Source organism: Burkholderia sp. Bp9099, from assembly GCF_003857805.1.
Taxonomy (GTDB): Bacteria; Pseudomonadota; Gammaproteobacteria; order Burkholderiales; family Burkholderiaceae; genus Burkholderia.
Genome location: NZ_QTPU01000006.1, coordinates 93654 through 105618 on the forward strand (window position 1 = coordinate 93654; position 11965 = coordinate 105618).

Below are 11965 nucleotides of genomic sequence, written 5' to 3' on the forward strand. Positions count from 1 at the left end.
GACTTCGGACATGCAACGCTCCCTCATGGCTGAACGGCGGTGAGTCGGGGAACACCGAACCGGCATGCAACGGCACTCATCCGCCATACGTACGGTCCGCCAGGTACGCGAACGCAATCGGGCACAGGCTCCGGGCCGCGGCCCTCGCACGATTGACGACCTCGTCGCGCGACGGGATGTTCCGCTGCGCGTGCTGCAGTACCGACCGCATCATGACATCCTCCTTTGACGCTTGCATTCAACGTGCGAATCGAACCGCCGATCCGACGCAATCCATGGGAATGATTCTAATTACGTCTATCGATAATTTGAATTTAATAAATTTCATCTATTCGATAGGCAAAAATAAACGGGGTCGCCAGACCCCGTTCATCCGCCTGCCTCGGGAGCACTGCTCCCTGATCAGTTCACTCAGTTCATCGTCGCCGGCATGTCGAGCTTCGCGACGCCCGGCAGCTCGCATGCGGCGATCGCCTCGCTGATCGCGTCGATCGCGGGCATCCGCGTGAAGCTCTTGCGCCATACCAGCACGACGCGGCGGTCCGGCACCGGTTCGTTGAACGGCACGTACGACAGCAACTCGGCGTCGGGGCCGTTCGCGCGCGGGCCGACCTCGGCGACCGACATCCGCGGCAGCACCGTGATGCCGACGCCGCTCGCGACCATATGGCGAATCGTTTCGAGCGATGAGCCCTCGAAGGTCTTCTGGATGCCGTCGGCCGTCTGCGAGAAGCGCATCAGCTCCGGGCACACGCCGAGCACGTGATCGCGGAAGCAATGGCCGTTGCCGAGCAGCAGCATGGTTTCCTGCTTCAGGTCCTCGGCGTCGATTTCCTCGCGCTTCTCCCACGGATGGCCAGCCGGCAGCGCGACGACGAACGGCTCGTCGTACAGCGGCCGCACCATCAGGCCGGTTTCGGGGAACGGCAGCGCCATGATCGCGGCGTCGATCTCGCCCTGCTTCAGCAGTTCGAGCAGCTTCAGCGTGTAGTTTTCCTGCAGCATCAGCGGCATCTGCGGCACGCGCTGGATCATCTGCTTGACGAGCGTCGGCAGCAGGTACGGCCCGATCGTGTAGATCACGCCGAGCCGGAACGGGCCGACGAGCGGGTCCTTGCCCTGCTTCGCGATCTCCTTGATCGCGAAGGTCTGCTCGAGCACGCGCTGCGCCTGCGTGACGATCTGGTCGCCGATCGGGGTCACGCTCACTTCGCTCGCGCCGCGCTCGAAAATCTGCACGTTGAGCTCGTCTTCGAGCTTCTTGATCGCCACCGACAGCGTCGGCTGGCTCACGAAGCACGCTTCGGCCGCGCGACCGAAGTGCCGTTCGCGCGCGACCGCGACGATGTATTTCAATTCAGTCAGGGTCATTGTGGGTCAATCAGGGATATACAGGCGATAGGTTTAATTTATACACCCGTTGGCACCGGTTCGCCAAGTTTCTCTGTATCGCAACGCGCCGAATCAGCGCTGAATGGCGGTTTTAAATCCGACCCTGAATGCGCGAATCAGGCCTTCAGATATTGCTCGCGCGCGCCGAGCCAGCGGGCGAGATGCTGCGTGACCACGTCGGGATACGCGGCGATCAGCCGCGCCGCCGCGTCGCGGGCCGGATCGATCAGCCAGCCGTCGGTCTCGAGGTTCGCGAAGCGCAGCATCGCCGCGCCGGACTGGCGCGCGCCGAGGAATTCGCCGGGGCCGCGGATCTCGAGGTCGCGCCGCGCGATCTCGAAGCCGTCGGTCGTCTCGCGCATCGTCTTCAGCCGCTCGCGGCCGGTCAGCGACAGCGGGCCCGTGTACAGCAGCACGCACACCGACGCCGCGGTGCCGCGCCCGACGCGGCCGCGCAGCTGGTGCAGCTGCGCGAGGCCGAAGCGCTCCGCGTGCTCGATCACCATCAGCGAGGCATTCGGCACGTCGACGCCGACTTCGATCACGGTCGTCGCGACGAGCAGCTGCACGTCGTTGCGCGTGAAGGCCTCCATCACGGCCGCCTTGTCGGCCGGCGACAGCCGCCCGTGCACGAGCCCGACCTTCAGCTCGGGCAGTGCCGCGGCCAGCGTTTCATAGGTTTCGACGGCCGTCTGCAGCTGCAGCGTCTCGCTCTCCTCGATCAGCGGACACACCCAGTACACCTGGCGGCCGGTCAGCGCGGCCTCGCGCACGCGGGCGATCACCTCCTCGCGCCGCGCGTCGCCGACGAGGCGCGTCAGCACCGGCGTGCGGCCCGGCGGCAGCTCGTCGATCGTCGACACCTCGAGGTCCGCGTAATACGTCATCGCGAGCGTGCGCGGGATCGGCGTGGCCGACATCATCAGCTGGTGCGGCTGGAAATCGCGCGCGCCGTTGGCCGCGTTCGCGGCCTTCGCGCGCAGCGCGAGACGCTGCTCGACGCCGAAGCGGTGCTGCTCGTCGACGATCACGAGGCCGAGCCGCGCGAATTCGACGGTGTCCTGGATGATCGCGTGCGTGCCGATCACGAGCTGCGCGGTGCCGAGCGCCGCGGCCTCGATCGCCGCGCGCTTCTCCTTCGCCTTCAGGCTGCCCGCGAGCCATGCGACCGTGACGCCGAGCGGTTCGAGCCACGCGCGCAGCTTGCGCGCGTGCTGTTCCGCGAGGATTTCGGTCGGCGCCATCAGCGCGGCCTGGTAGCCGGCGTCGATCGCCTGCGCGGCCGCCAGCGCCGCGACGACCGTCTTGCCGCTGCCGACGTCGCCCTGCAGCAGCCGCTGCATCGGGTGCGCGAGCGTGAGGTCGTGCGCGATCTCGTCGACGACGCGCGACTGCGCGCCCGTCAGCGTGAACGGCAGCGCCGCGTAAAGGCGTGTGGTCAGCGCATCGGCATCGGTCGCGGCGCGACGCGGCATCGCGGGCGCCGCGCGCGTGCGGCGCTCCTCGTGCGCGCGCTTGAGCGACAGTTGCTGCGCGAGCAGCTCCTCGAACTTGATGCGGGTCCACGCCGGATGCGAGCCGTCCATCAGCGCGGCTTCGTCGGAATCGACGGCCGGGTGGTGCAGGATGCGCACGGCCTGCGCGAGCGTCGGCACGCCGAGCGGCTTCAGGTAGTCGCGCTCGATCTCGGGCGGCAGCAGCTCGGGCAGCGGCGTGCGCTCGACCGCGTTCTCGATCGCCTTGCGCAGATACGCCTGCGACACGCCGGCCGTGCTCGGATAGACGGGCGTGAGCACCTGCGGCAGCGGCGCATCGGCCTCGACGACGCGCACGGCCGGATGCACCATCTCCATCCCGAAGAAGCCGCCGCGGACGTCGCCGCGCACGCGCAGCCGCTGGCCGACGGCCATCTGCTTGACCTGCGAGCCGTAGAAATTGAGGAAGCGCAGCACGAGCTGCTCGCCGTCGTCGTCCTGGATCTTCACGACGAGCTGCCGACGCGGCCGGTACGCGACCTCGTTGTCGAACACGACGCCTTCGGTCTGCGCGATGCCGCCCGGCAGCAGTTCGCCGATCGGCGTGAGCGTGGTTTCGTCCTCGTAGCGCATCGGCAGATGCAGCACGAGATCGATCGAGCGCGTGAGGCCGAGCTTCGCGAGCTTGTCGACGGTCTTCACGGGTTTGTCGGCGGCCGGCTTCTTCTTGCGTTTCGCACCGGATGGTCCCGCTGCACCCGCCGCACCCGCTGCACCCGCTTCGTCGCCTCCCGCGCCCGGTTCGGCGTCGGGTGCGGCAGCGGCCGGCTGCGCGAGCCGCCCGTCGGCACCGCGCTTCGGGCCCGTGCGCCGCGGCGCGATACCGCGCGGTGACTCGTGCTCCCCCGCGCTGCGCGCGGGCAACGCGGCATCGTCCGCGTCGAACGGATCGGCGGAATCGGCAACGGCGGCGGTGGAACGGCGTGGTGACACAGGCATCGGATCGTCTGGGTGCTTCGCAAGGCAAGTACAATAGCGGCTTTCACGTCGTCCGAACGAACGACGCCGGCCAGGCCGCGCATCCCGCCATCATAGCGGCTCGCGCGCCCCATTCATGCGTTTCCGCCTTGTCGGCGGCGCCCGCCGGCCGTTTCGAACCAGCCCGCATGTTCACGCTTTCCGATTTCGATTTCAATCTGCCTCCCGAGCTGATTGCGCAAACCGCGCTGCCCGACCGTACCGCGAGCCGCCTGCTCGAGGTCGACGGCACCGTCGAGCCCGCGCGCCTCGTCGACCGCCGCTTCGCCGAGCTGCCGTCGTGCATCGCGCCCGGCGACCTGCTCGTGTTCAACGATACCAAGGTCCTGAAGGCACGCTTCTTCGGCCAGAAGGCCAGCGGCGGCAAGATCGAGGTACTGATCGAGCGCGTGACCGGCACGCACACCGCGCTCGCGCAGATCCGCGCGAGCAAGTCGCCGGGCGCCGGCACGACGCTGCGCCTCGCCGACGCGTTCGACGTGACGGTCGGCGAGCGCGTCGAGCCGTTCTTCACGCTGATCTTCCCCGAGCCGTGCCTCGACCTGATCGAGCAGTTCGGCCGCCTGCCGCTGCCGCCCTATATCGAGCACGATCCGGACGCGACCGACGAAACGCGCTACCAGACCGTCTATGCGAGCAATCCGGGCGCGGTCGCCGCGCCCACGGCCGGGCTCCATTTCGACCAGCCGCTGCTCGAGCAGCTCGACGCGATGGGCGTCGAGCGCGCGACGCTGACGCTGCACGTGGGCGCCGGCACGTTCCAGCCGGTGCGCGTCGAGAACCTCGCCGAGCACAAGATGCACAGCGAGTGGTACGACCTGCCGCAGTCGCTCGTCGACAAGATCGCCGCGACCCGCGCGCGCGGCGGCAACGTGATCGCGGTCGGCACGACCTCGATGCGCGCGCTCGAAGCCGCGGCGCGCAGCGCCGACGAAGCCGGCCGCCCGCTCGCGGCGACGCAGGCCGAGACCGACATCTTCATCACGCCCGGCTACGCTTTCCGGATCGTCGACCGGCTCGTCACGAACTTCCACCTGCCGAAGTCGACACTGCTGATGCTGGTGTCGGCGTTCGCGGGCGTCGAGACGATCCGCGCCGCGTACCGGCACGCGATCGACGCACGCTACCGCTTCTTCAGCTACGGCGACGCGATGCTGCTCACGCGGCGCGACACGCCGGAGGCGCCGCGCGCGTAAGCGCGGCAGGTGCGAAGACACGCCGGCCCGCGACCGCGCTGCGGCCGCTGCGCGTCGCGCCGTCGCGCCGTTGTCCCCGCGCCGTCGCCCCCGTTTTGCTGCGGTACGCGCTACGATGGCGCGCACCCGCTTTTCCCCGCCGCCGGTTGCCCGGCGGCGTTTCCAACATGCGCCGGACTGTTCTCCGGTGGCAAGGAGAATGACGCGATGACCGAAGGTTCATCCCACGATACGCACGCTCATCCGCACGCCCCCGTGCAGGACCGCCCCGCGAACGGGCTCGAATTCGAACTGCTGACGACCGACGGCCATGCGCGCCGCGGCCGCGTGAAGCTCAACCACGGCGTGGTCGAGACGCCGATCTTCATGCCGGTCGGCACGTACGGCACCGTGAAGGCGATCCAGCCGCGCGAGCTGCACGAGATCAAGGCCCAGATCATCCTCGGCAACACGTTCCACCTGTGGCTGCGCCCGGGCCTCGACACGATCGACGCGCACGGCGGCCTGCACGGCTTCATGGGCTGGAACAAGCCGATCCTGACGGACTCGGGCGGCTTCCAGGTGTTCTCGCTCGGCGACCTGCGCAAGATCACCGAGGACGGCGTGACGTTCGCATCGCCGATCAACGGCGACAAGCTGTTCCTGTCGCCGGAAGTGTCGATGCAGATCCAGAAGGTGCTGAACTCGGACATCGTGATGCAGTTCGACGAGTGCACGCCGTACGCGACCAACGGCGTGCCGACCACGCACAAGGAAGCGGCCGAGTCGATGCGGATGTCGCTGCGCTGGGCGAAGCGCTCGCTCGACGAGTTCGACCGGCTCGGCAACCCGAACGCCCTCTTCGGGATCGTCCAGGGCGGGATGTTCGAGGACCTGCGCGACGAATCGCTCGCGGGCCTCGCGGAGCTCGGCTTCCACGGCCTCGCGATCGGCGGGCTGTCGGTCGGCGAGCCGAAGGAAGACATGATGCGGGTGCTGCGGCACGTCGGCCCGAAGCTGCCGGCCCACAAGCCGCACTACCTGATGGGCGTCGGCACGCCGGAGGACCTGGTCGAGGGCGTCGCGAACGGCATCGACATGTTCGACTGCGTGATGCCGACCCGCAACGCGCGCAACGGCTGGCTCTTCACGCGCTTCGGCGACGTGAAGATCCGCAACGCGACGCACAAGAACTCGCTGAAGCCGCTCGACGCGAGCTGCACGTGCTACACGTGCCAGAATTTCTCGCGCGGCTACCTGCATCACCTGCACCGCGTCGGCGAAATCCTCGGCGCGCAGCTCAACACGATCCACAACCTGCACTACTACCTGCAGCTGATGAGCGAGATCCGCGACGCGATCGAGACCCATACGTTCGACGCATTCCGCCAGCGCTTCGCGGAGGATCGCGCGAGAGGGGTCGACTGACGGGCCGGCGGCCCGCAGCGCGCCCGTCACATAGGACACGTACTAAATAATGCGTTCCGGGTGCCCGTCGCGACCGCCAAACATTACAATCGCCTTTCCAAACGAGTCGCAACGGCGTCGTTTCACGCTTAACAGCTTGATCCGAAAGCGCATTTGCCGAGCCGTTCGCGCATGGGGCCGGTGGTAGAATAACCGGCTTATTTTTCGATCTTCCCCTACGGAGAGACCAACGTGCCGTTCATTTCCAATGCCTTCGCGCAAGGCGCCGGTGGCGCCGAATCGAGCCTGATGAGCTTCCTGCCGCTCATCCTGATGTTCGCGGTGCTGTACTTCATCATGATCCGTCCGCAGATGAAGCGCCAGAAGGAACACCGCAACATGCTCGCGGCCATGGCGAAGGGCGACGAAGTCGTCACGAGCGGCGGCCTCGTCGGCAAGGTGACGAAGGTCACCGAAGGCTACATCGGCGTCGAAATCGCCGAAGGCACCGAAATCACCGTGCAGAAGGCTGCGGTCACGACCATTCTGCCGAAGGGCACGATCAAGTCGCTGTAAGGTTTTCACCGAGCGTCCGGCTCCCCGCGCCGTGCCCGCCTGACAGCGCGGGCCGGCCCGGCGCCGGACGCGACGCTTTCACGCCAACCACCCGTTCGGCCCCCTCATGAATCGTTATCCACTCTGGAAATATGTCGTGATGGTCGTGGCGCTCGCCATCGGCCTTCTGTACACATTGCCCAACTTCTTCGGTGAAGCGCCGGCGGTGCAGGTGTCGAGCGGCAAGGCCACGGTCAAGCTCGACTCGACCACGCTGACCCAGGTCGAATCCGCGCTCGCGTCCGCGCAGATCACGCCGGACGACGTCACCTTCGAGAACACGGCGTCCAACGCGAACATCCGCGTGCGCCTGAAGGACACCGATACGCAGCTGCGCGTCAAGGACCTGCTGCAGAAATCGCTGAACACCGACCCGAACGATCCGCAGTACGTCGTCGCACTGAACCTGCAGAGCGCGTCGCCGCGCTGGCTGACCGCGCTGCACGCCCTGCCGATGTATCTCGGCCTCGACCTGCGCGGCGGTGTGCATTTCCTGCTCCAGGTCGACATGACGGGCGCGCTCACCAAGAAGCTCGACTCCGACGCGTCCGACGCCCGTGCGCTGCTGCGTGACAAGAACATCCGCGACGGCGGCGTGAGCCGCGTCGACCAGTCCGTCGTCGTCAACTTCAGCGACGCGCAAACGGCCGAAGACGCCCGCAAGGTGCTCGCCGCGTCGGTCACCGAACTGCAATGGGCGACCCAGCCCGGCGGCGGCGGCACGCAAGTCGTCGGCACGTTCACGCCGGCCGTGCAGAAGGCCGTCGAGGACGCCGCGCTCAAGCAGAACCTGACCACGCTCCACAACCGCGTGAACGAACTCGGCGTGTCCGAGCCGATCCTGCAGCAGCAGGGCAGCGACCGTATCGTCGTCGAACTGCCGGGCGTGCAGGACACCGCGAAGGCGAAGGACATCATCGGCCGCACCGCGACGCTCGAGGCGCGCCTCGCCGATCCGCTCAACACGCACCCGAACCCGAACGACCCCGTGCCGCCGGGCGAGGAGCTGTTCACGCAGGGCAACCAGGCGCCCGTGCTGCTGAAGAAGGAAGTGATCTTCACCGGCGACCGCATCATCGATGCGTCGGCCGGCTTCGACGAACACCAGCGTCCGTCGGTCAACATCCGCCTCGACTCGGCGGGCGGCCGCTCGGTGCGCGCGGTGTCGCGCGAGAACATCGGCAAGCCGATGGCGATGGTGCTGTTCGAGAAGGGCAAGGGCGAAGTGCTGACGGTCGCGACGATCCAGTCCGAACTCGGCGACCGCTTCCAGATCACGGGCCAGCCGACGCCGCAGGCAGCGGCCGACCTCGCGCTGCTGCTGCGCGCCGGTTCGCTCGCCGCACCGATGGACATCATCGAGGAACGCACGATCGGCCCGAGCCTCGGCGCGGACAACATCAAGATGGGCGTCCACTCGGTGATCTGGGGCTTCTGCGCGATCGCCGTGTTCATGATCGCGTACTACATGCTGTTCGGCGTGATCTCGGTGATCGGCCTGTCGGTGAACCTGCTGCTGCTCGTCGCGGTGCTGTCGCTGATGCAGGCGACGCTGACGCTGCCGGGTATCGCGGCCATCGCGCTCGCGCTCGGCATGGCGATCGACTCGAACGTGCTGATCAACGAGCGCGTGCGTGAAGAACTGCGCGCCGGCCAGCCGCCGCAGCTCGCGATCCAGGCCGGTTACGCGCATGCGTGGGCGACGATTCTCGACTCGAACGTCACGACGCTGATCGCCGGCCTCGCGCTGCTCGCGTTCGGCTCGGGCCCGGTTCGCGCATTCGCGATCGTGCACTGCCTCGGCATCCTGACGTCGATGTTCTCCGCGGTGTTCTTCTCGCGCGGGATCGTCAACCTCTGGTACGGCGGCCGCAAGAAGCTGAAGTCGCTCGCGATCGGCCAGGTGTGGAAGCCGGAAGGCGCCACGGCCGGTGCCGCAGGTGCAGCGTTCGGCGCGGCCGACGAATCGACCGACACCGCGCGCGCCGCGAAGCTCGCCGCACCCGCGAAGGGCGACGCACCGCGCGCCGGCAAGCCGCAGCTGCGCAACCGCGCGCAGCAAGGCGTGTCGCCGAAGAAACCGGGCTCGACCCAATAAGGCCCCGGAGACGAAGCCATGGAATTTTTCCGCATCCGTAAAGACATTCCGTTCATGCGGCACGCGCTGGTGTTCAACGTGATCTCGCTGGTCACGTTCCTCGCCGCCGTGTTCTTCCTGTTCCACCGCGGGCTGCACCTGTCCGTCGAATTCACCGGCGGCACGGTGATCGAGGTCCAGTACCAGCAGGCCGCGCAGCTCGAACCCGTGCGCGACACGCTCGGCAAGCTCGGCTATGCCGATGCGCAGGTGCAGAACTTCGGCACGTCGCGCAACGTGCTGATCCGCCTGCAGCTGAAGGAAGGCCTGACGTCCGCGCAGCAGAGCGACCAGGTGATGACCGCGCTGAAGGCGCAAAGCCCCGACGTGACGCTGCAGCGCGTCGAGTTCGTCGGCCCGCAGGTCGGCCGCGAGCTTGCGACCGACGGTCTCCTCGCGCTCGCGTGCGTGGTGATCGGCATCGTGATCTACCTGTCGATCCGCTTCGAATGGAAGTACGCGGTCGCCGGTATCATCGCGAACCTGCACGACGTCGTGATCATTCTCGGCTTCTTCGCGTTCTTCCAGTGGGAGTTCTCGCTGGCGGTGCTCGCGGCGATCCTCGCGGTGCTCGGCTACTCGGTCAACGAGTCGGTCGTCATCTTCGACCGGATCCGCGAAACGTTCCGCCGCGAACGCAAGATGAGCGTGCAGGAAGTGATCAACCACGCGATCACGACCACGATGTCGCGGACGATCATCACGCACACGTCGACCGAAATGATGGTGCTTTCGATGTTCTTCTTCGGCGGCCCGACGCTGCACTACTTCGCGCTCGCGCTGACGGTCGGCATCATGTTCGGCATCTACTCGTCGGTGTTCGTCGCGGGCTCGCTCGCGATGTGGCTCGGCATCAAGCGCGAAGACCTGATCAAGGAAAAGAAGACCGCGCACGATCCGGACGATCCGAACGCGGGCGCGCAGGTTTAAGCGCTGTATCGCTTCGGCTGATACCGGAAGGCCGGTCCCTCGTGGACCGGCCTTTTTTCATGGGCGAGCCGCCGCCCTCCTCGTCCGTCGCGACTGCACGGACCGTCGGCTACAATCGCGTCACCGTCCCGCCCCGCCACCCGCCGAAGCCGCGGTCCTCATGATGCCAGCCACGCGTGTCGTTCATCGCATCGTCGCCTGGAGTACCGGCGCAGCCGCCGCGGCTGCGTTCGTTGCATGCGCATCGGCCGCGCGCGCGCAATCCGCGTCCGCGCCGCCTGCCGTCCCGCCTGCGGCCCCGTCCGCGGCCGCGGCGGCCGCTGCTGCCGCCGCGTCGCAACCGTCACCCTGCCCGCCCGACTGGGAACCGCAGCTCTGCGAACTGAAGGCCGCGGTCGACGTGCTGAAGAAGCAGCACCTGACCGACGTCGACATCGGCGCGCTGCTCGACGCCACCGTGCACGACGGGATCAAGACGCTGCCGCACGCGCGCTTCTTCAACGCGAAGGAGGAGCAGGAACGGCGCGACGACGAGCGCCGCGCGCGCGACGGCACGCCGGGCATCGGCATCGTGTTCGAGACACGGCCCGACGGGCTGCACATCCTCGACGTCATCCCCGACGCGCCCGCCGAACAGGCCGGCGTGCGGCCCGACGATCTCGTCGTCGCGATGAACGACCGGAGCGTCGTCGGCATCGACAGCAGCGAGGTCGTGAAATTCGCGAAGGGCGACGCGGGCGTGCCGCTGAAGCTCACGGTCCGGCGCGGTCCGAACCACGCGACGCTGACCTTCGCGCCGGTCCGCGCGATCGTCCGGCCACACCCGGCGACGACGAAGCGGCTCGCCGGCGACATCCTGTACACGCGGCTGTCGAGCTTTCCGGAGCCCGCGGTCGGCAGCTATATCGACGCGGTGCAGGCCGCGCGCCGCGCGGGGCCGCCGGTGAAAGGCGTGATCCTCGACCTGCGCATCAACGGCGGCGGCGCGCTGAATGCGGCGATCGGCATCACCGCGCTGTTCGCCGGGCGCGACCGTACCGCGATGATCACGCTCGAGCGCGACGGCACGAAGCGCCGCCGCTTCACGACCAACTGGCCCGACTACGAACTGCCGGTCATGCGCGGCCAGGATCCGCTCGCGCCGCTGCAGGCCGACGACTGGTGGCGCACCGTGCCGCTCGTGGTGCTCGTCGACGGACAGAGCGCGTCGGCCGCCGAAGCGACGGCGGCGGCACTGAAGGATCTCGACCGCGCGCGGCTGCTCGGGATGCCGACCTACGGAAAGGGACTCGCGCAGACCGGCGTCGACCTGATCGACGGCACGCGCCTCGCTTTCACGTTCGCGCGCAACCTGCGGCCGAACGGCTGCCCGATGGACGGCTACGGCGTCGTGCCGGACTGGCTCGTGCCGCCGCGCCGCGACTCGGACGTCGACGGCGTGCTGCTGTGGTACCGCGAAGTCGATCTCGCCCGCGCGCCGTATGCGGACCGGGTCGCGCCCGACCCGTTCGCGCAGGTCCGCAAGGCACGGCAGGCACTGCGCGAAGCCCGCGTGCGCGCGAAGATCGATACGGCGAAGAGCGCGGCGCTTCCGCAGCGCGAATTCGGCACGGCAAGTGACTGGCAGCTCCGGCAAGCGCTCGACGCGCTCGCCGGCCGCCCGGTGCAGACCGTCGCTGCACCGGCGCAACTGATGCCGGCGCAGCCGGTATGCGAGCGCGGCGAGCACTGACGTGCCGTCGGACCGACCGCGTCGGCCGCGGTGGTAGATTGAACGCTCCGTCACCTCCGGACCG

At 68.0% G+C, this 11965-nt stretch carries 8 protein-coding genes; 6 read left to right on the top strand and 2 right to left on the bottom strand.

Annotation, left to right across the window (positions count from 1 at the left end; genetic code table 11):
* Positions 1-411 precede the first annotated feature (411 nt).
* Together DIE17_RS08205 and recG are read right to left on the bottom strand one after the other, a co-directional pair.
* Positions 412-1371 (bottom strand): hydrogen peroxide-inducible genes activator, encoded by a 960-nt coding sequence (locus DIE17_RS08205; RefSeq protein ID WP_044844025.1) that lies wholly within the window; start codon positions 1369-1371, stop codon positions 412-414.
* A 137-nt stretch (positions 1372-1508) separates the two neighbouring features.
* On the bottom strand, positions 1509-3866 hold the full coding sequence (gene recG / locus DIE17_RS08210; RefSeq protein ID WP_124487973.1) for an ATP-dependent DNA helicase RecG: 2358 nt from the start codon (positions 3864-3866) through the stop codon (positions 1509-1511).
* Positions 3867-4033: 167 nt separating this feature from the next.
* Between recG and queA the strand changes: the two genes are divergently transcribed.
* The 6 genes from queA (at position 4034) to DIE17_RS08240 (ending at position 11901) form a co-directional block, all read left to right on the top strand.
* Positions 4034-5101 (top strand): tRNA preQ1(34) S-adenosylmethionine ribosyltransferase-isomerase QueA, encoded by a 1068-nt coding sequence (queA, locus tag DIE17_RS08215; RefSeq protein WP_124487974.1) that lies wholly within the window; start codon positions 4034-4036, stop codon positions 5099-5101.
* Between the two features lie 207 nt (positions 5102-5308).
* The gene (tgt, locus tag DIE17_RS08220; RefSeq protein ID WP_124487975.1) at positions 5309-6508 is read left to right on the top strand and encodes a tRNA guanosine(34) transglycosylase Tgt; all 1200 of its coding nucleotides are present in this window, start codon (positions 5309-5311) and stop codon (positions 6506-6508) included.
* 231 nt (positions 6509-6739) lie between these two features.
* The gene (gene yajC, locus DIE17_RS08225) at positions 6740-7063 is read left to right on the top strand and encodes a preprotein translocase subunit YajC (protein WP_006476868.1); all 324 of its coding nucleotides are present in this window, start codon (positions 6740-6742) and stop codon (positions 7061-7063) included.
* A gap of 106 nt (positions 7064-7169) precedes the next feature.
* Entirely contained in the window at positions 7170-9200 is a 2031-nt protein-coding gene (gene secD / locus DIE17_RS08230) for a protein translocase subunit SecD (RefSeq protein WP_124487976.1), read from the top strand.
* Positions 9201-9218: 18 nt separating this feature from the next.
* Entirely contained in the window at positions 9219-10169 is a 951-nt protein-coding gene (gene secF / locus DIE17_RS08235) for a protein translocase subunit SecF (RefSeq protein WP_044844020.1), read from the top strand.
* A 160-nt stretch (positions 10170-10329) separates the two neighbouring features.
* On the top strand, positions 10330-11901 hold the full coding sequence (locus DIE17_RS08240; RefSeq protein ID WP_185500315.1) for a S41 family peptidase: 1572 nt from the start codon (positions 10330-10332) through the stop codon (positions 11899-11901).
* Positions 11902-11965 lie beyond the last annotated feature (64 nt).

Coding starts and splice junctions, on each gene's coding strand:
- DIE17_RS08205 (WP_044844025.1), bottom strand. CDS start 1,371: ATGACCCTGACTGAATTGAAATACATCGTCGCGGTCGCGCGCGAACGG.
- recG (WP_124487973.1), bottom strand. CDS start 3,866: ATGCCTGTGTCACCACGCCGTTCCACCGCCGCCGTTGCCGATTCCGCC.
- queA (WP_124487974.1), top strand. CDS start 4,034: ATGTTCACGCTTTCCGATTTCGATTTCAATCTGCCTCCCGAGCTGATT.
- tgt (WP_124487975.1), top strand. CDS start 5,309: ATGACCGAAGGTTCATCCCACGATACGCACGCTCATCCGCACGCCCCC.
- secD (WP_124487976.1), top strand. CDS start 7,170: ATGAATCGTTATCCACTCTGGAAATATGTCGTGATGGTCGTGGCGCTC.
- secF (WP_044844020.1), top strand. CDS start 9,219: ATGGAATTTTTCCGCATCCGTAAAGACATTCCGTTCATGCGGCACGCG.
- DIE17_RS08240 (WP_185500315.1), top strand. CDS start 10,330: ATGATGCCAGCCACGCGTGTCGTTCATCGCATCGTCGCCTGGAGTACC.